Here is a 19,479-nt window from a genome sequence, read left to right as displayed (position 1 = left end):
TCCACTTGCAAGAATACCAAATTTCGTCTGCGAATAGGGGCAGGGAACCGTGAGGTTCGCCATAGGTGGCTGTCATTAGTGAAGAAGAGGCCCAGCTGTGTTCTCATGCAGGGAACGATCAGCCCAGGTCAGTATCCTGATCCCTGCGATGCCGCAACAGGCACATCAGTGCCAGGCCTAGTACGGCAGTGCCGACAGTCAGTGCTACAGGCATGACTATATCTGCGCCGGAGGCGGCTAGGACCTGGGAATTCGTAGAAGATTTCGCTTGGTCACTAGAAGGCTGGTTTCCTGGTGCCGGTTTTTGGCTATTGGAACTAGTTTGATCTGGTTTGTTGGATGCATGATCGAACTCGCCTGGCTTGTTTGGTTCTACCGGCAGATTCGGCTTGTCGTGTCCTCCAGAGTTGTCAGGGTTATCGGGGTCATCTGGCTTATCAGGCTTGGCCTGGTAGGTGTTGGTGAAGGTGGGGTTGTTGCCGGTGACGGTGGCCTGGAGCCGGCCTTGCTGGTCGTCGGTGACGTGGACGTCGACCGTGGCCTCGTGCCGGTCGTAGGTGATGCCGGGCAGGCTGCCCTGGTCCTCGCGGATGGTGTAGTGGTAGTCGCCGGGCTGGTCCAGGGCCAGGTTGGTGAAGGCGATCCTGCCCTGGGCGTCGTTGGATGCCGAGCCCGCTTCAGCGTTCTTCCCGTCGTACAGGTGGAAGGTGAACTCGTTGGCCTTCAGGTCCCGGCCCTGCAGGTGCTTGACGGCGGTGATGACGGGCTTGGCCGGCTTGGCCTGGTAATGGTTGGTGAAGGTGGGGTTGTTGCCGTCGATGGTGGCCTGGAGCCGGCCTTGCTGGTCGTCGGTGACGTGGACGGTGATCTGGTGCGTGTCCTGGTCGTAGGTGATGCCGGGCAGGTTGCCCCGGGCCTCGCTCACGGAGTACGTGTAGTCGCCGGCCTCGGACAAGGTCTGGTCGGGGAATTCGACGGCCCCGTCGGCCTTGTTGGATGCCTGGGCCGGCTTGCCGCCCTTCGTGTTCTGCAGGAGGAAGTCGAACTCCCCGGCTTTCAGGCCCCGGCCGTCCAGGTGCTTGACGGCGGTGAGCCTGACCGTGGCGGGCTTGGCCTGGTAGGTGTTGGTGAAGGCCGCCGTGTCTATCTGGCTGCCCTCGCTGTCAGTCCACTGCGCAGTGGCGGTACGGTGCAACTGAGCTGCATTGGTTGTCAAAGTGATGGTCAGGGTTGCAGTGCTCTGATCATACGTCAGACCAGGAATGGAGCCGGTTTCCTGGTGTATACGATACTCGTAGCTGCCATCGTCGGGCAGAGCAGACACGTTGACAGGCACCTGGGTATTTTGGTTGTCGGCGTCTATGGTGATTTGGCTGTGCAACGCTGCGGACGGTGCGCCACGCAGGGGTTCGACAGCCAGTGTGAAGGAGTCTGAGTTGAGCCAATTCCTGCCTTGGATCTGTACTTTGACTCCGGCAGACACTTCATTGGTGTCCATTGTTCCTGTCAGGCCGCAGTTATTGAAATCCAAGGATTGGCTGGCTGTGTCCACCATATCCTCGGCCTTCTGGAACTCAATATCGTTGATGACGGCGCCCTTCATGGTTCCGCCCTCCAGTATGTCGCTGGCTGAGGAGTTTTCGCTCGGGCTGGCTCCGCTTGCCTTTTGGATTGTTGTAGTCAGGTGGGTCCAGTTCGTGTTCGGAGCGGGGTCGAAGCGCAGGTGGAATTTCCCTGCCGGTATATTGGTCAGTTCGTACTTGCCCTGGGAATCAGATTCTGTACTCAGATCATCATGTGGGGTGACGACCGACTTGGCGGGCTTGTCGTCAGTATCGTTGAGCAGGGTCACTTTGACATCTTTAAGCAGAATATCGTCCGAAGAGCGGGTGCCGTCCCCATCGCGGTCGTACCATACGATGCCACTGATGGAACGCTGGACAACCATGGCCTGGGCCGGCATTTGGTTCAGGGCATTGCCCCAGCGATTCCGATAGAGGTCGCCGGAGGAGTTGTTTCCGGGATTTATATGGAAAGTAATGTCATAGCGGAATTGGTTGGGCTGCCCATCGATGATGAAGGCCCAGGCGACCACGTTTTCAGGCATTTTCACTTCGCCACTTGTTGGGTTCAGGTCAGCCACGTCCCAAGAGAGGTAATCCTGGGATTGTATGGAACTCGTGTCATTCACCCGCCATCGAGAATCTGTGGTGTAGCGGATGGTGATTCGGCTCAGACTAGCCCCCGCCGAAGCTTTTATGCTCATATCGGCAAAAGTGGGTTCCCCGTGGAAGTCGGGTTTGCCGCTTGTCTGTTTGTACGGCATGATGTCGATGGCATAGTGATGTTGCTTGCCGCTGCCTGAGGTGCTGCTCAGCATGTTGGTGAAGCCGATTGGTGCACCGGCTTCATTCGTATCCTGTACGGCCGAAGTGGAAAGGCTGGTGGTGTTGGTCCGCCAAGCGTGGATAGTGAAGGAGTCGGCAGTCTTCAAGTATGTGTTGGGCTGGGACATATTCTGTTTTGACTGAACTGTGGCAGAGGTCGTCAGGTCTTCGTTGGAGCCGATGTCTTTGCTGGGGTCAGTCAGGTCGCCCAGGGAGGTGGAGAAGTGGATGACGCGGTTGTTGCCGTCCACAGGGATGTTCGTCAGTGTCCAGGACAGAGTGGTGATTCCGGTTACGGGGTCCGTGCTCACTGATGGCTCACAGGCGGTTCCGCCCTCTATGTGGCCCATTTCAGGCGTGGCTTCCGTATATGTGCCACCCAATCGGGCGCTGCCGGGGATGTAGTGGAGCTTTGCCGGTAGTTTGTCGGTGATGTAGAGTTCAGTTTTGGCGCCCTTGTTGGCTTGGGAAGCTGATGTGCCGGTGTTGATGGTTAGCCGCCAGTCAACGAACCGTTGATCGCTGTCTATGTCAAAGTATTCTTTGGGTTCGGAATTGGTGCTTGTTTGTGCTACGGCGTTGGAGATGGTGTTGGTTTCGCCGGCTACATAGAGGCTGTCCCCGTGTTCATTGCCGCCGGTGTCTCCGCCCAGGTAACCGTTTATTTGGTCATAGCTGGCCTTGGTATAGCCTCCGACCGACGTGGCTAAGACGGGAGATTTGATTTTGGCCAGTTCGTAGGGGTTCTGTTGCTTGGCCCAGTCCTCCCATTCCTGATCGCTGGAGTTCTCGGGGCTTAGCCCGGCCATAGCTGCTAATTGGCTGCGGGTGAAAGTGCGCGAAACTGATGTCAGCTGGGCTACCGAACCTACCTTGGCATCGGGGAGGACGTTGATCACAAATCCGCCGAAGCCGAATCGGGAATTCTCTTCGGCAAAACTGGTGGGCGCGGCGGTGTGCCCGCCCAGCAGCATGCCTACAACCGTGCCATGCTTCTTTGCATCCTCCTGTGTGCTATAAAAGTTCAGATCCTCTATGTCGGCATTGGCTTGCTCAGTGTCATTTTTCCAGTCCTTTCCGTCGGGTTTAGTGGCGTACATGACCAGTTCCTGTGACGGGTTTTGATTGTTCGTTGACTCGTATTTATCGTATTTGCTGTTCTGCCAGATGCCATTGACCCAGGGAATATCCAGACCTGCGGGGTCCGGAAGTTTAACGACCTTTGGGTCGATCTTGACCAAGGACATTCCCAGCAGAGGCAGATCGGCCTTGCTGGTTTTGAAGTTGAAGCCGGCCGTTACCCGCACTTTGGTCCCTGCGACTGCTGAGTCGGTTCCCCGTAGATTGTCAGGAGCAGTCCACCACCCGCAGTCCACGCCGTCATCAAAATAGTTGGAAGCCGTCATGCAACTGTACTGAATGATGTTGCTGATGCCTGCCTTTATTGTGCTGGAACCTTGCGTGAAGATGACGTTGTGCCACATGTCATCGGACTGGTCGGTTTGGTTTGACGTGTCCGTGGGGCCGGTGGCAGAGGGTAAAGACTGGTTTGATAGCGATTTCGCACTCAGGTTGCCGTCGTCGACCTTGCTCTGCAAGCTGAGACCGGTCTGTCCATAGTAGTTGGCCACGTCCTTGCCGCCGACAGTGGAGGGGTTGAAGACATATAGGTAACCAGTGGAGATTTCGGCCACTTCCTGTCGCGTGCAGTCAGTCGAGGCCAGTGCAGGCGTGCACTTGGCGTCTAGTGCATAGGTGTGTCCCAAGTAGGGGAAGGGGTCGTTGGTTTTATAGTCCTTCAAAGTCAGGTCCAGCTTGAGTCCCTGGCTGTTGCGCTGTTCAGCCACGGTGTATTGACCATTGCCTTGGACTTGGTCCTTCCCAGCCGTGCCACCCGTGGATCGGGCATAGCCATAGTTGCTGAGAGTGGGTCTCCAGCCCTGATCGCCGGTGTTGCGCCCGCTGTTGTTGAAGTCGCCGTCGATGGTGCCGATGTCCCAGAAGTAGGGTTGCAGATCCTCTATCTTCGGGTAGGCATCTCCGCCAGCGGTTTGCCACAAATTGCTTAGTGACAGGGAAAAGGTAATGGGGCCAATGGGAACCTCCAGACCCTTGAGACCCTTGGTTCGATCGGGCCAACGCATGTCAACGGCCCAGTTGAACTTGCTGATGATCCCCTTGCGCTTACCCAGCTCATGGTTGGGGTAATTGCTGGCGGCTGGAGTGTTGAAGTCGAAGGTTTGGTTGCCGGAGCCTTCATTGGTTCCGCCAGTGATTCGCAGGTTCAGATTAAGCTTGGCCGACACGGTGACCTGATCGGATGTGGCTGAAGCAGGATCGGTCTTGGTGGTGGTATTCGGAGCGCCCCAGGCTTGGACCTCGGGGGCGAATTTACTGCCATTGGGCATGCTTCTGACCCGGAGGACCAGAGTGACGCTGGAGGATCCCGGAATAACGGTAGACAAATTCTGTGGGGCGGTGAGTAGCCTGTAAACGGTAAGCACCTGTGTCGGATGACCGTCGATGGTCTCTGTAGTTTGCTTTGGCTGGTATTCCGGCGTAGTGTCCACCCAGCCCATGGAATCCACATCAAAGGTGACCTGATTCTCAGGTTGGTTCAGTCTGAATTGGAAGCCTATTCGGCCTCGGCGATAACTGGTTGTCTCGCTGCGGGTATTTACGGCGAAAGAGTAGGTGTAGGACATCTTATCGAAAGTGCGCACTATATCATTGTCTGCGTCGTGGTCGTCGCCGGGGTTGTTGTCGTTGTCGAAAGGAGCCGTGCCGGTGGAGCGGGAGGCCTGGGAAAGTGTGGTGACCACGGCATCGTCGGTGTCCAGCATATCCTTGATTACCGATTTGGCGGTCGGCTTTCTGCTGGGTTGTATGGGCGCGGCCTGGTTCGGAGGAGTCGACTTCGACTTTTGAGTGGTTTGGGCTGTCCCGGACGCGGCAGTGTCTGACTGCGGAGTCGAGCTTTGGGTCGACGTGGATGACACCTGGTTTGTCGCAGTAGCCTGCTGTGCATGTGTCGTTGCAGATGTTGATGTGGAGGCGATGGTCTGGGCATCGGCTGTCTGTCCACTGTCGGCTATGGCCATAGTGGGTATTAACGTGGCCATAGCCAACAGGCCGACCAGGACTTTTCCGCTCAAATTACCCTTTGCCACGTTTCTCCTTTTGAGCGCCGACGACCGCTTGGGGCGTCGGGCCGGGCATTCCCTTCAGGTCATCCGGTCGACTGTCTACGATGGTTCTCGAGTTATTCGATATTAGTTATATCGAACAGTATACAAATTCATTGGCTATAATCGCGCTATTGCTGTGCGCCTCCGGAGAAAAGGGCCAACTATGAACAGAGCAGGGAGGCCCGCATGAGCGAACGGGATCATCATGAGCTCTCGTTGGCTGATTTTTCGGGTCATGGAATGCGCGAGCGGTCGGCTGTCTACGGGTTCTTCATCATCATGGGCATAGGCACTTCGGCATGGATTTCTCGACTGCCAACAGTCAAGGCCAGCCTTGGTCTGCAGCCTTCGGGCCTGGCTCTGATGACCATCCTTGGCGGCTGCGGCGCTCTGGTCGGTATGCTGGTCTCAGGGGTTCTGACCGATCGGCTGGGAGTGCGTCGGGCCATGCTGCTGGCAGCCTCCACCTGGTGTCTGGGCATGGTAATCGCGGCACTGGCCGTCACTCTGCGGTCAGTGCCTGGGGTGGTTCTAGGGCTGCTCTTTAATTCGGCGGGGATCAGCCTCTGGGGAACGGTCAACACTGTCGAGGCCGGCGCAGTGGAGCGCTTCTCCTCTCGGTCGATAATGCCGCGCTTCCACGCCTCATATAGCCTGGGCATGTTTCTTGCCCTGGGACTGGGCTCGCTCCTGTCCCATCTGGGTGTAGCCATAGGTGCCCACCTGGCGGTCAATGCGTTGATTAGCCTGGCTCTGGTGGTCGTCTGCGTCCTGCTCTGCCCGGCTCAGCCACTGGGTGATTACAAGGGCGGCGCTGACGAGGAGCGTTCGGATCGGCAGGCGGGGGCAGGGCAATCGTCCGCCTTCGGCAAGCAGGTGGCGGCCTGGGGCGATGCCCTGGTTCTCATGCTTGCCCTGATCAACGTGGCCCTGGAGGCCAGCGAGGGTGCCGTCAACGACTGGAGCGGCGTTGGCCTGGTCGATGCCTTCGGTGTCCCTGAGTCTCAAGCCGGTCTTGCTCCCACGATCTTCGCTGCAGCCATGATTGTCTCAAGGTTGCTGGGGACGCATCTGATCGAGCGACTGGGGAACATGCGCTCGTTGATCCTGACCCTCTTGGTCTCGGCTCTGGGCATCCTGGTCTACGCTCTTTCGCCCTCTTTTGTGTTGAGCCTTGTGGGCACTGGGATCTGGGGGGTCGGAGCTGCTTTGGGCGTGCCAATCGTCACCACTTTGGCAACCAGGGATCCGGCCATGGCGGCTCAGCGTGCTTCGGTCATCTCAACTGCCTACTACGGAGTCTCCTGGATCATTCCTCCGGCTATCGGGTTTCTGGCCGATCATACCGGTGTCAGGCCGGCCCTGTTGCCTTTGGCGTTCTTGCTGGCGGCGGTTACCCTCCTGGTGCCCACGGTGTCCAGACTCACTCGGCAATGATGCTCTTCGGTTGGCAAAAATCCGTCAACCGGTTGTCGGGCGAATACAAGAGATGGAGATCGGCAGTATGGTCTTTGGGCAGATACTCGGATTCAAACAGTCGTTCCCAGATATTGCCGTACACGTCAGTGAATTTTATGGCCACAGCAGCCAGTCGGCACCTGCCCTGAGGATCGCCTTTGTCCAGAAACCGGGGGGATTCGAAGATGTCCTTAGGGCAGATGGTAGGCAGGCTCCAGACAAATCTTTTGTCAGGATCCATAGATATAACCCAGTCTGCTGTTGGCAGTGTCCGCCAGGCATGATGATATCCGAATCCAGGCACCCCGTAATAGTTGATCGTGTTGTTTTTAAGGCTGATCGGTCGTAAATGAGAATTCTTCAGCAGATCCCAGTGGACCAGGATTGAGACCTGGCGGATGGTTCCCTCGCTGTGGTTGGTGATAATCAGGTGCTCGTCGGTCCCGTCTTTCTGGTCTTTGTCTTTGACTGTCTTGGACTCCCAGACATCGACTCGGGAGGCCTGTTTGAACATGGTTTGGTAAAGGTCGTAGCTGCGACGTTCATCGTCCTTGGCGAAGGTTCTTCTCGTCTGCCGGGCGGAATACACAATGGTCGCTGGAATCGCCACCACAGTGGCTATGGCTGTAATGGAGTTAATGATGAGATTAATAATGTCGATGATGGGCATGGGCACTCCCCTAAATATCTGCAGCATACTCCAACACATGATTGTACATCGTTGTTATAAGCGATCCCATGCAGTCTGAAGGGCGACCGTCAGAGGGGAAGATGGATGCCTTTCCCTGCCAGGTTCTCCAAGCATTCCTGCAGATAGGCTGCATCGTGCTCGGGGAAGATGGGATCCGTCAACGGCACGGCAGTTAAATCCTTGTATGGTGGGCAGTGCCTGCCGCGGTAAAGCGGGTCGTGCCAGGCAGGATCAGGATGGTAACCGCGCTCGCGCATCGTCGCCATGACCAGCAGATGAAATTGAAAGAGCTTGTATGGGGAGTGGTGAAAGACATAGTCAACGGTTGCATGCCGTCGACCCCAACCCAGGCCCCGCAGTGCAGTGATCTCCCGATGCTGGCCCAGCAGCTGCTGTCTGGGAAGCAGTCGGATCAGATCCTGATGCCACAATCGCATGACGCCCCCTCGTTGGGGCCACAAGCGAACCCCTCCTTCAGCCTAGCCGCTTGCATTGCTATGAGGCGGATAAACGAGGGAGGGGTTGGGGCTATTCCCTACGGCAATTCCTTACTGGGCGATGAATCCACCGTCCACAACGAATTCAGCACCCAGCGCGAACTTGGATTCGTCGCTGGCCAGGTAGACGCAGATCTCGCCGATGTCCCGGGGTTCGCCGATATGGCCCAGGGGCGTCAGCTTGCTCATCCTGTCCTCAAGGCTCTGGCTGATCAGAGGGGTCTTGATGAATCCGGGATGGACCGAGTTGACGCGAACGCCGTAGCCGTTGTTGGCGGAATCCAGGGCGGCGGACTTGGTCAGCAGCCTGGTGCCGCCCTTGCTGGCGTTGTAGGCTCCGGCCCGGCTCAGGCCCACGAATCCCTCGATGGAGGAAATGTTGATGATGGATCCGCCGCGGCCCTTCATGACCCTCATGCCATGCTTGGTGCCCAGGAAGGTCCCGTTCAGGTTGATGGCGATGATCTTCTTCCAGTCATCGTAGCTTTCCTCGTCCATAGTGACGCCCTTGTCGCCGACGCCTGCATTGTTGACCACAGTGGTCAGCTGGCCCAGTTCCTTTTCAACAGTGTCGATGGTGGAGATCCACTGGTCCTCATCAGTCACGTCCAGGGTGTGGAAGACGACCTGTCCGGGGTGCTCCTGCATGAGGCTGCGGGAGGCATCGCTCTCCTTGATGTCGGTAAGGGCCACCTTGGCTCCCTCACGGACGAAGCATTCGGCGATGCCCACGCCCATGCCGCCGGTTCCTCCGGTGATGATGGCTACCTTACCTTGTAGACGATCAGTCATATCCACTCCTTTATAGAGATGTGCTGTCGTATTCCATCCTATGGGATGGTATGCCCACTTTGATGGCCGACGTACGGATGATCCCGGTTCGCTATTTCTCCGAAGTTATCCTTGGGATGCCAACAGTTCTGCGGGGTCACAATATATTTTCCGCTGAAACAGTGCACCTCTTCTGCTGACTGGGCTGCGCTTAGACGTCGAGCAGATGGCGATAGAGTTCATGATCCACAGGTCGGTCAAGACCGAGGTTGGTGATGGTGACAGGTACTCGGCCTTTGCCGTCCGGCCCTGGTTTCTCCGCGGTCTGCGATGGCCCTATCTCGGTGACATGGCCCAAATAGTAGTAGCGACGGTCTGCCGCCTCTTGTCGGCGCATGACGAAAAGCGGAATGAAGTGAGTCTCTTGCCAGCCTGTCTGTCCCAGGCCCTGACGCATCCACTGAAATTCCCTGGATTCGGGTCTTCTGTGATTCTTACTGAACCAGCGTAAGGTTTGATCACTCAGGAACTGGTCCTGGTACTGGCTGTTGGCGTACTTGATGAAGATGGGCATGGTGCCTGTAGTCCGATCCACCATATATCCGCCAATGCTCTGGCCGTTGACCTCGTGATCCCAGCCCAGCAGGCGCACGACTTCGGCCATAGTGTATTGCCTTCCTCTAAGGAATCCGTGCTCAGACTGCAGTTCCTGGGCGGAGACATCCCCGAGCGCATCCTGGCAGTTGAGCAGTCCGGTTTTCAGAGTGTCCACAAAAAAGTTACGGAAGGTGCTGTGCTCTTCGATCAGCCCGGCGAAGGTAGAGTTGAGTCGGATGGATCCGTTCTTCATACGGCTGATTAGCGGAAGACCGCCGAACCGGCGGGCTTGGGTCGGTGTGAAGTAACTGCCGTCCAGGACTCGCAGAGCCGATGCGATCTGGGTGGGATCCCGATAGGACTGCGGAAATCGTTCATTCAGGGCAGCCTTTAGCCTTCCAACGTCGGTCGGTGTGTTTGCATGCTCGCTCCTGGACAGTTGGCACAGTTGCTCGAGGATGACAAGCTCCTGAGGCCTTAAACCAGGTAGCAGGACTTCGGTGGCCAATTTAAGAATGCCTGTTTCGGTTGTGCTGACAGGATCAGGCGGAGTGCCATCCTTGCCCAGGTTGCGCTCGCGAGAACGTACGAAAGAGTGATAATCACCCAATTTGGCGGCCATGGTACGCGTGAGCGATGGATCATGAGCATGGACGTCAGTGAGCATAGGGATACGTCCTAGTTCGAACCTTAACTGGCGATATGCTTCAGTCAACTTTTTCATAGCCGACCAATCTGCTGTGTCCAGAGATCGCAGGATACGTGTCCGTGCGATGGGGTCGAAGCTGATGGATGACAGGCCTATGGTATGGCGTTGCAAGTTGCGACGGGCCATGTCGCGATCGCCTGTATTCCCGTACAGGGCCACGGGGATCAGATAGTTGTTTGTGTAGTTGCCGATGAAGTCTATGACAACGACGCTCTCTTTATGATCGTAAAGCCGCAGTCCTCTTCCTAACTGCTGGGTGAAGACTATGCTGGACTGGGTGTTGCGGAGCATGACTATCTGGTTGAGCGCCGGAATATCGATGCCTTCGTTAAACAGATCAACGGTGAAGATGTAGTCCAGGTCGCCGTTTTCCAAGTCCCGGATAGCTTTATTACGTTGCGAAACGGGGGTATCCCCGGTGACTGCCTGAGTACGATAGTTTCGCTCGGCCTGCTGATTGGTCTCATTGTTGAACAGCTTTGACAGTTGTTGAGCCTCTTCGCGTCTGCTACAGAAGACGAGGCCGGTGATCTGCTGATGGTAGGGGCTGTACTGCTGCAGCACATCGATAATGTATCTGACCCTGTCGGGGGTGGCCAGCTGCCCTATTTCATATGTCAACTGGCCGCGGTCTCGGCTGTGTCTATCATCATTGACGGTGATGCTTGGCCGGTCATTGCTGCTAGCGGGATCGGACCCCAGATATTCGGCCACACCGTAATAGTGGAATGGACAGAGCATACCCTCGTCCAATGCTTTCTGCAGTCGTATCTCGTAGGCTACGTTGTATCCGAAGAGTTCGAAAATGTTGAAACCGTCGGTGCGCTCAGGGGTAGCTGTCATGCCTAGAATGAAGTTTGCTGCGGAGAAGTGGTCGATGATTGCTTGATAGCTTTTAGCTCCGGCATGGTGAACCTCATCAATAAGAATGTAGTCAAAGGCATCAGGTGAGAACTCTTTCAGAATATCCGGACGGCTCATGGTCTGCACCGTTGCAAATAGGTAGCGTCTGTCCTTCTTTTCGTCCTTCTTCCTGTCGCTGCCGGTATATAGACCGGTTTCCTCCTTGGAACAACCCAGAATTTCCTGATAAGAAGACTGTGCTTTCTCCAATATCTGCTCCTGCTGAGCCAGGTAGAGCATCCTGGCCGGACCGACCTGCTTGACATCCAGGGCCGATAGGTAGGTTTTACCTGTTCCTGTGGCTGAGATAATGATGGCCCGGTGCTCGCCCCGAGCTCTCAGTTCTCTCAGGTTCTTCAGAGCCTCCCGTTGCATGGAATTGGGGCGTATGTGTCTGTGCTGGCGTGCGGTCTCGAGTTGTTTTCTGGGTGGGGCGTAACGGCGAAAGTCCTCTTCATATTGCTCGATCCAGTCTTTTGTCAGAGGCAGAGATTCAGCCACTTGTCGATTAATTTCATGGCTGATTTGGTCGATCAGCGTTCCCCTGTCCAGAGAGGACAAGCGTAGGTTCCACTCACGTTGATTCGTCAAGGCCTGTTGGGTGAGATTGGAGCTGCCAATATAGAGGTCATAGTATGGTTTGCCGTTTTTTAGGTGCTTGGCAAAAATATAGCCTTTAGGATGGAAGGGTTGGCCCCCTGGTGTGACTTGGTCGGTTGAATACTCTGACTCTGATTCCTGTTCGCCTTGCCAGACTCTTACGTCGGCCCCGGTAACGTCCTTGAGTTTGAGCAGCTCCCAGAAGGCTCTTGGAGGATTGAAATAGTTTTTAGTGGAGGTGATGATCCGTCCAGGTCGGCTGCCAGGTCTGGCTTTCTGGTTTTTGAACTCTTGGAATAGAGAAAGCAGGGTCTCGGCGGATACGAAGGCGACTGAGATGTCGAAAGTCTCGCTTTCCTGGAGTTCTTGGCAAAGCGCGTCCTGCATATTATCACCAGGTTGGTTGGTGATCAGCCGGGGTGTGAAGTCTTGGGTTCCAGAAGATATCTCATGAGTCGGATCGTTGCCGATAAGGCCTGTAACCACGCCTTCTAATATCGATGTTGAATCAGGATCTATTTGCAGATGAATGTCGGCATTCAAATTAGAATCCATATTTTCCTCGATTCCTTTGCAGGTTTCAGTTTCCCCGGTTTGACCGACTCGACGGATTGGATCTTCGGGCGTTCATTGGTGATCATGGTGGTGATTCGCAAAGCACTGATCCATGGCCGTAAGGATGGCCTCGGCCGGCCTGTCGGCTGGAGCCCAGTTCAAAGATGGAAGATTTTTTGGAGCCAGCCAGCGAAGAGCTCGGTGTTCGCTGCGTTGCGGCCGTCCTTGGATAAGGCGGCAAAGTTGAATACAGAGGGCGATGCGGCCGAACGGATAGGTGTACATGGTCGTGCAAACTGGTTCCAATACCTGAACCGTGCAATCAAGTTCCTCGAAAATCTCACGACGCAGGGCTTCCGAGGGTGATTCGCCGAGCTTGATCTTTCCTCCAGGAAATTCCCAACAACCTTCGAGGGTACGGCCTGGTCCACGTTGAGCGCATAGGATCAGCCCGTTTTCAAGAATGGCTCCGCCTGCTACGCTTGTTGTCTTTGTCCGATTGGTCCGCATCGTGGTCATGAGTGCTCAATCGCCTTTCCGCCTTTGGGCGCCAGGTCCAGGATACAACTAGTTGACTTCTAATAAGTGTTCAAAAGCCAAGGTCTATGACTGTGGAGAGTATAGGGATAACCCGTCCGCTGTGTAGGGGGGGCAATGCAACGAAGGCAGGGCGGCGAAATGGTTGTGGGGCCGATTGCTGCAGGGCTCGGTCAGGCGGTTTGAGTGGCCGGCTTTCGTGTACCCTTCAGAGGAATAATGCCCAGGTACAAGGCCACTACCATGATCAGGATGCTCAGACCGAACATAATGATGTAGCCATGGGGCTGGTCAGCGATGGCGCCCCAAAAGAGAGCGGCGAAGGCTGAGGCCAGGGACCCCACCATCTGGATGCGGGCATAGATGTTGGTGTAGTCACGCGAGCCGAAGACCGCTGTAACCAGGATTGGCGTCTGCACTGTAGTGCAGGCGTAGACCAGACCGAAGGCGAAGGCTCCCAGCAGGAGGAGTGCGGGCAATGCGGGGAAGGCGACCATGAGACAGACACCGAGAATGCCGCCGCCGATGCCGAGGCATAGCCCGCCCACGATGCTGCCGTCATTGACCATACCCAGGATGATCTTGCCGATAGCCTGGCCGGCCATGCAGGAGGAGGCGATCAGGCCCGTGTATGCTGCCATAGATGGCAGGGATGCCGCATAGGATGGCAGGAACTGGTAGATGGTCTGATTCATGGTGATCAGGCCGCAGAAGAGCGCCAGCGCCCAGAAGGCAGGGGAGTGCAAGGCCTGGGAAGCGGTCATGCCCACGGTCGACGTGGCAAGCTTTGAGTCCTTTTTGTCTTTGCTTCCATTGTCTGCGCTGTTGGAGGCAGCCTCAGCCGCAGCAGGCTCCTGGTCGATGTCGCCGTAGGGATGTAGACCCATCTGTTCGGGCGTGCCGCGAATGACGAAAATGGTGAAGGGCAGGGTGACCACCAGAATCAGGATGGCAAAGATCAGGTATCCCCGCCGCCATCCATCAGGGGCGGACCTGATGATCATGGTGCCTATCTGGTTGAAGATTACCCCGCCTATGCCGGTGAAGGCCATGCACAGGCCGATGAAGAACCCGACCCGTTTGCGGAACCAGGCGTTGATGAGCGTGGGCACTGACAGATAGAGGATGGGCGGCATGCCGATTCCCAGAACCACTCCGCATAGATAGAACTGCCACATGGCGGATGATCGGGACATGCCCAGGCAGCCCAGTCCGGCCAGGATGGTGCTTGCCGTCAGGACGATGCGTAGATCGTAGCGGTGCATCAGCCATCCGGCAACCGGCAGGAAGATGACCATGGTGATGCTGAATATGCTGAAATATCCGGTGAATGCGGCCTTGGGAACATGGAAATAGCTGCTGACAGGAGTGAAGAAGATGCCTGCGCAACTGCAGACCAGCGATACCGGGATGGCCGTGAAGACGATGCCCGAGAGCACGATCAGGTACGGATAGACAGCCTGTTTTCGTGATGAGGGCTGTATCGGTGTCGTCGACATGACTGCGACCTTCCTTTTGCGGAATCGGGACTGGCCAACTGTTGCTTGGTTTGCATGCTCCCATTGATTTGTGGTTTGTCTGCTTTGAATGTCCACTATGGGAAAGTTAAGAACTCATTGTAGTTCAATATTTGACCCTCACCTATCGTTACAATGCAGACTATGAGGTTTTTCGTCGTCGCTGTTGTTGTCTCCTACAACCGCTCCAAACTCCTTCAGGAGTGCCTGGATGGCATAAGTAGCCAGTCCCACAAGCCTGATCAAGTCCTTGTCGTAGACAATGCCAGCGAGGACGGACCGGTGGAAGTGGTCATGTCGCACCCGTTGAAGCCTGACTTGGTTCGTTTGCATCACAATATGGGCGGTGCAGGGGGATTCGTGGCTGGAATGGCGGCGGCCTTGGCGAAGATTCCTCCTCAGCGTGAGGCCTACCTGTGGTTGATGGATGACGATGTGGTGCCGCAGCCTAATGCGCTGTCCGGTTTGCTTAATGCTGCCTCCGAGGCTTACGCCGATAACGGATCCTGGCCGGCCGTTTTGGGCTCCGAGGCTGTGTGGGTCGACGGCAGGGTGCATGGGATGAACAAGCCCCGTCGACGTCTGTCGATCAGAAGAGGCAGACCGCAGTTGCAGGCCAGCGCCCATGCCTACCAGGTCCGCTCCCTGTCCTTCGTCTCCTGCCTGGTGAACGTCAAGGCCATCCAAGCTGCAGGAACCCTGCCACGTGCCGCCTTTTTCCTTTGGAATGACGACTTCGAATACACTTCCAGACTGCTGAAAACAGGCATAGGCTATTACGTTCCTGCCAGTCGGGTATGGCATAAGACCAAGGTCTTCGGCTCCAGCGATGCCGACCCGGGTTCTCGCTTCTTTTACGAGGTGCGTAACAAGATATGGATGTTCCGATTCAGCAGGGACAATTTCACAACGATTGAATTTCTTGCACTGCTCCTTGCTACTGGCAGACGGTGGCTTCTTACCTTTATTAGGGCGCATGATCGGCGGCAGATCCAGCATTGTTTGTCTCGAGGATTCAAAGCCGGCATGTCTACACACCCTGGCAGCAACCACGACCTGTTTGTCCAGGAGCCCGAGATTCAGGCACTGATCGACCGTGCCGATCAGGGGCGGCAGGCGGTAATCCGGTAGAGCTTCGCCCGACCCTGGCTGTCGACCAGTTGGAGGGCTTGCGGAACGGGGTGGAGGCCATTGAAGATCTGATGCTGGGGGTCGTTGGCAACGTATGGTCCGCCCATGTCCGCATACCAGTCAATGTGATGATCGGTCAGGATCTTGCATACCTGTGGATCGGAGCCTATGCGCTCAAAGTTTGTGGCCAGGTAGGCATGATCATGATCCCAGTTCATATTCAGATGAGCGTAGAAGGATGTGGTGCCACCGACAGCCAACATGTATCCGCTGCCGTTCCATGGATCGGACAGGACTTGTTCGCTGGCCGAAACATGGCGGCCCATTCTCTTCATCAGCAGGAATTCATCAGTTGACAGCATCGGAGCATCGGCGTTGTTGGCTGCGAAGGCATATGTTGAGCCCAAGGTCTTCTCCATGGAGTCCAACTGCGGATTCACGGCGCAGATCAGAACAGCTACCGTGGCTGCCAACATCATAATTGGCATTGATATCATTTTCTCACCCTGAGGCGTATACCTTTTCAAGGCTCCTATGCCATGCTCCAAGGCCATGCCCATGATGGGTATGGCTACTACAGGCCAGGCAGAGAACAGTCGGCGTTGATCCTTGTACCACAGGGCTGTAAGGATCTTGGCCCAATCGGCGTGGGTGCCTGCACAGGCGACGAAGACCAGGCCCAGCAGCATGAAGGAGGACACTAGGAGCATGTCCTTTCGGCTGTGGTGCAGACAGAGGACAATCAGGGCCAGGATCAGGGCCAGGGCCAGGGGCCAGTAGACCGGCAGTCGGCGGTTGCCTGAATTGATGGGCTGCCCCAGCAGAAAGCGCACTATGGCGGCTGGCAGGTCTTCCGTGGGTTGTGCCGGGCCGCCGTTGAGATGATCCGATATTTTCCGTGCAGGGCCACGCAGGTACAAATTATGGAAGATCTTGAGGCCTATAGCCAGCAGAACCAGGAATCCGGCAGTCAGCACTCCGGCGGCCACTCGGAAACGATGCTTGTTGGTTTGGGCCAGCTGCCTCCCTGCCCTGATCAGCCAACTGAGGATCAGTGGCAGCACAAGAAGAGCGCCGGTCATCATGACCCTGAAATGGCAGAAGGATACGGCGACGACGCTGAGGAGAATCCAGGCAAGGCCGGCTAGGGATCGGCGGCCTTCCCGCCACCCGTCTGTACACCAAGCCCAGGTAAGCGCGACGAAAACAGGCAGTATGACCTGACCGGCGAACATGGAATACAAGGTGCCCCAATCCAGCAAGAGGAAGGGGAAACCCGCGCAGCATGAGGCGAGTACCGGTGTGAGCAGATCGCTCCAGGCATGTCTGCCCAGCAGGATTCTGATCAGGAAGAGCATGGAAATCGGCCATATCAGAGCAGCAAAGACCAGCCAAGTGCAGGTGACGGCGCTGACTGCGGTGGCAGGTCTGTAGGCCATCGCGCTTATGGCGGCGAACTGCTGAAATGCGATTGGGTATATTTCCCTGATGGGCGGAAGAGCATGCAGGGATGAAGCCTGACCGGTGAGCACAATTCGTGCCACTACGTTGTAGTGGAAGACCGAGTCGTAATTTTGTGTGACCTGATCCGGCGAAGGCGCGGCGTGCATCAGTCTGATGCCGATGTTGCAAGCAGCCAGTGCTGTGCCGATGATTGCCGGAAGTGCCGGAAGGAAGTGGCTCAGTCGAGGTTTGGTTTTTCCGACATTGGTAGTCAGTGCCCAGGATTCTCGGTCGACTCCATCTGAATTACGAAAATGATTGAAAAGTTGGCGTGCTAGAAGAATGATGGCAATGAGTATTATGGCTGAAAGCCCGTAGGAACGCCAGTTCCAGGATATGCCGAGCGGCTGGAAGAGTACGCCATCGATGCCGGCCAGCGCGATGGAGGCCACAGGGCCGAGTGCCGTCACGAAGATAGTTTTTCGGCTGCCCAGTGCTGCTACCAGCAGGCAGCCGGGCAGATACAGGGCTGCGATGATGAAGAGCAGCAGAGGCCAGGATTGTTGCCAGGTCATCAGGGTTGATTGCATGAATCACTTCTTTCGGCTGTCATTCACCGACTTCCCATGGAACCGGTTGAGCAGGGTGGTCATGATGGCATACAGACAGCTGCGTACTTGGTCGGGCAGCAGACGGTAGCAGGCACGAATGAGGATGTTTCTGACATATTGTATGGGGCTGATGAAGCGGTCGTGCAGAAAGTCGTTTTGCAGGCGCAGCTCGTCCCGAAACATGCGCATGCCGCCTCTGCGGTGATACATGGCCGTATCGGATCGGTAGAGAACAAGAGGTTCCTTGATGTTGCCGATATGCTCGCCGGCGACCAGCATGGTTTCCCAAAGACGGTAATCTTCAAAGCGCCCGGATTCTTCCGGATAACCGCCAACCTTGCACACGCTTGTCTTGCGAAAGGCCACACTGGGATGGTGCAGAGGGGAATGCAGGGTGGCATATGTTCGAAGTTCGGATCCTCCGCTTGGCAGATAGCGGATCCGTCCGGGAGTGCGTTCGTCATCCGAAAACTCTTGGATGGCACTCCCCAGGGCATCTAAACCCGATGAGGCAAGCAAGGGGATGAGGATGCTGAATCTTGATGGCCGGGAGATATCGTCGCTGTCCGCTCTGGCCACCAGCTCGTGCTTGCAGGACTTCAACCCGAGATTCAGTGCGTGGGCAAGTCCTCTGTTGGCCGGCAGACGCACAATCGTAAATGCGGGCATTTCCTCGGCCCTGTCGGCCTGCAGCAACTGTCTCTTCAACTCAGCTGGATACCGATCAACCAGTTGGCCTAGTTCTTTACCCAACGGACCGTCGCACACAACGACAATCTGATCGGGCATAAGGGTTTGATCGATGGTGTCGGATTTCAATGCGCGGGCGACGAAGGAGGGCCTGTCTCCGGCATAGACAGCCATAAGGAGGGAAAACGGAGTGTGACTCTGGTTCCTTGCGCTCATGGCAGTGCAGCCGCCTTTCTTCGTGGATTACTGCGTCGATTCTACATGTGCCCGGCCAGCGCAGTTCTGACTGACCCGTCCTTCTCAGTAGCTTCAGCCCCATGCCACGCATTTAGTCACGATTGTTGGTTTGGACTTGGCTGTAGCAAGACTTGCACTTCCAGCGACTCGAGGTTGTACCATCAGGCCGACTGAAGATCAAGGAAAGGTGGAACTGTTATGACTGTTGCTGATAAGACGGTGTTGATCACCGGAGCTTCGTCCGGCATAGGGGAGGCCACGGCGAGGCTGTTGGCACAGCGAGGGGCCAAGGTGGTGCTGGGCGCTCGCCGCAAGGATCGGCTGGATAAAATTGTCGACGACATCGTTCAGGCGGGTGGTCAGGCGGCCTCCATGGCTCTGGATGTGACCGATCGCCAGGCCAATGAGGACTTCGTGGCTTTCGCTAAGAAGCAGTTCGGCGGGGTGGACGTAGTATTCCTCAACGCCGGGCTCATGCCTAACTCGCCCCTGTCGGCCCTGCATGTGGACGAGTGGGATCGGACCATTGACGTCAACCTGAAAGGCGCACTGTACGGCATTGCTGCGGCCCTGCCTGAGTTCACCGGGCAGCGACATGGACAGTTCATCGCCACCTCTTCGGTGGCTGGCCTCAAAGCCTATCCCGGTGGAGCGGTCTACGGAGCAACCAAGTGGGGTCTGCGGGATCTGATGGAGGTACTCAGGATGGAGTCCGCCCAGGAAGGGACCCATATCCGCACCTCTACCATTTACCCGGCGGCCATTCGAACCGAGTTGCTGGATACCATCACGGACAAGCAGACCCTGGCCGACATGAACAAGACCTACGACAGCTACCAAATTGATCCCGAACGGGTAGCCCAGGTAGTGGCCTTTGCCATTGATCAGCCTGAGGATACCAATGTATCGGAATTCACCGTAGGCCCTACCATCCAGCCTTGGTGAATTTTTCTCCCG

At 56.3% G+C, this 19,479-nt stretch carries 12 protein-coding genes; 3 read left to right on the top strand and 9 right to left on the bottom strand.

What is annotated here, in order from left to right; genetic code table 11:
- Positions 1–118 precede the first annotated feature (118 nt).
- Positions 119–5,557, bottom strand: a complete 5,439-nt coding sequence (locus tag GKC41_RS09010; protein WP_154313259.1) for a Spy0128 family protein — start codon at positions 5,555–5,557, stop codon at positions 119–121.
- Positions 5,558–5,761: 204 nt separating this feature from the next.
- On the opposite strand from GKC41_RS09010, the gene GKC41_RS05140 reads away from it, so the two are divergent.
- Entirely contained in the window at positions 5,762–7,012 is a 1,251-nt protein-coding gene (locus GKC41_RS05140; protein ID WP_154313258.1) for an MFS transporter, read from the top strand.
- Here the strand turns inward: GKC41_RS05140 and GKC41_RS05135 are convergent.
- The 6 genes from GKC41_RS05135 to GKC41_RS05110 all read right to left on the bottom strand — a co-directional run bounded on the left by GKC41_RS05135 (position 6,999) and on the right by GKC41_RS05110 (position 14,392).
- Positions 6,999–7,730, bottom strand: coding sequence for a hypothetical protein (locus tag GKC41_RS05135; protein ID WP_229281645.1), 732 nt, complete (start codon positions 7,728–7,730; stop codon positions 6,999–7,001). The two genes, GKC41_RS05140 and GKC41_RS05135, sit on opposite strands and share 14 nt — an antisense overlap.
- Before the next feature lie 62 nt (positions 7,731–7,792).
- Complete coding sequence (locus tag GKC41_RS05130) at positions 7,793–8,161, bottom strand: TIGR02328 family protein (protein ID WP_154313256.1); 369 nt, start codon at positions 8,159–8,161, stop codon at positions 7,793–7,795.
- Between the two features lie 111 nt (positions 8,162–8,272).
- On the bottom strand, positions 8,273–9,013 hold the full coding sequence (locus tag GKC41_RS05125) for an SDR family oxidoreductase (RefSeq protein WP_154313255.1): 741 nt from the start codon (positions 9,011–9,013) through the stop codon (positions 8,273–8,275).
- 190 nt (positions 9,014–9,203) lie between these two features.
- Entirely contained in the window at positions 9,204–12,356 is a 3,153-nt protein-coding gene (locus GKC41_RS05120; RefSeq protein WP_154313254.1) for a DUF3427 domain-containing protein, read from the bottom strand.
- 72 nt (positions 12,357–12,428) lie between these two features.
- A complete protein-coding gene (locus GKC41_RS05115; RefSeq protein WP_154313299.1) occupies positions 12,429–12,866 on the bottom strand; it encodes a (deoxy)nucleoside triphosphate pyrophosphohydrolase in 438 nt (145 codons plus the stop codon).
- Between the two features lie 200 nt (positions 12,867–13,066).
- Positions 13,067–14,392, bottom strand: a complete 1,326-nt coding sequence (locus tag GKC41_RS05110) for an MFS transporter (protein WP_154313253.1) — start codon at positions 14,390–14,392, stop codon at positions 13,067–13,069.
- 153 nt (positions 14,393–14,545) lie between these two features.
- On the opposite strand from GKC41_RS05110, the gene GKC41_RS05105 reads away from it, so the two are divergent.
- On the top strand, positions 14,546–15,541 hold the full coding sequence (locus GKC41_RS05105) for a glycosyltransferase (RefSeq protein WP_154313252.1): 996 nt from the start codon (positions 14,546–14,548) through the stop codon (positions 15,539–15,541).
- Here the strand turns inward: GKC41_RS05105 and GKC41_RS05100 are convergent.
- Positions 15,514–17,559 carry a DUF6541 family protein gene (locus GKC41_RS05100; protein WP_229281644.1) on the bottom strand — a complete coding sequence of 682 codons (2,046 nt, stop codon included), beginning with the start codon at positions 17,557–17,559 and terminating at the stop codon, positions 15,514–15,516. The genes GKC41_RS05105 and GKC41_RS05100 overlap by 28 nt on opposite strands.
- A gap of 18 nt (positions 17,560–17,577) precedes the next feature.
- Positions 17,578–18,459 carry a glycosyltransferase gene (locus GKC41_RS05095; RefSeq protein WP_267872850.1) on the bottom strand — a complete coding sequence of 294 codons (882 nt, stop codon included), beginning with the start codon at positions 18,457–18,459 and terminating at the stop codon, positions 17,578–17,580.
- Between the two features lie 261 nt (positions 18,460–18,720).
- On the opposite strand from GKC41_RS05095, the gene GKC41_RS05090 reads away from it, so the two are divergent.
- Entirely contained in the window at positions 18,721–19,467 is a 747-nt protein-coding gene (locus GKC41_RS05090) for an SDR family oxidoreductase (RefSeq protein ID WP_154313249.1), read from the top strand.
- The last annotated feature ends 12 nt before the right edge of the window (positions 19,468–19,479 follow it).

This window comes from Bifidobacterium asteroides, assembly GCF_009683175.1.
GTDB lineage: Bacteria > Actinomycetota > Actinomycetes > Actinomycetales > Bifidobacteriaceae > Bombiscardovia > Bombiscardovia asteroides_H.
The sequence above is the reverse complement of the archived record's forward strand: the minus strand, read 5'-3'. Positions and strand labels throughout refer to the sequence as shown.

Bases quoted from the DNA above. Each gene is read 5' to 3' on its own strand.
- GKC41_RS05140 (WP_154313258.1), top strand. From the start codon at position 5,762: ATGAGCGAACGGGATCATCATGAGCTCTCGTTGGCTGATTTTTCGGGT.
- GKC41_RS05135 (WP_229281645.1), bottom strand. From the start codon at position 7,730: ATGCTGCAGATATTTAGGGGAGTGCCCATGCCCATCATCGACATTATT.
- GKC41_RS05130 (WP_154313256.1), bottom strand. From the start codon at position 8,161: ATGCGATTGTGGCATCAGGATCTGATCCGACTGCTTCCCAGACAGCAG.
- GKC41_RS05125 (WP_154313255.1), bottom strand. From the start codon at position 9,013: ATGACTGATCGTCTACAAGGTAAGGTAGCCATCATCACCGGAGGAACC.
- GKC41_RS05120 (WP_154313254.1), bottom strand. From the start codon at position 12,356: ATGGATTCTAATTTGAATGCCGACATTCATCTGCAAATAGATCCTGAT.
- GKC41_RS05115 (WP_154313299.1), bottom strand. From the start codon at position 12,866: ATGCGGACCAATCGGACAAAGACAACAAGCGTAGCAGGCGGAGCCATT.
- GKC41_RS05110 (WP_154313253.1), bottom strand. From the start codon at position 14,392: ATGTCGACGACACCGATACAGCCCTCATCACGAAAACAGGCTGTCTAT.
- GKC41_RS05105 (WP_154313252.1), top strand. From the start codon at position 14,546: ATGCAGACTATGAGGTTTTTCGTCGTCGCTGTTGTTGTCTCCTACAAC.
- GKC41_RS05100 (WP_229281644.1), bottom strand. From the start codon at position 17,559: ATGACCTGGCAACAATCCTGGCCTCTGCTGCTCTTCATCATCGCAGCC.
- GKC41_RS05095 (WP_267872850.1), bottom strand. From the start codon at position 18,459: ATGGCTGTCTATGCCGGAGACAGGCCCTCCTTCGTCGCCCGCGCATTG.
- GKC41_RS05090 (WP_154313249.1), top strand. From the start codon at position 18,721: ATGACTGTTGCTGATAAGACGGTGTTGATCACCGGAGCTTCGTCCGGC.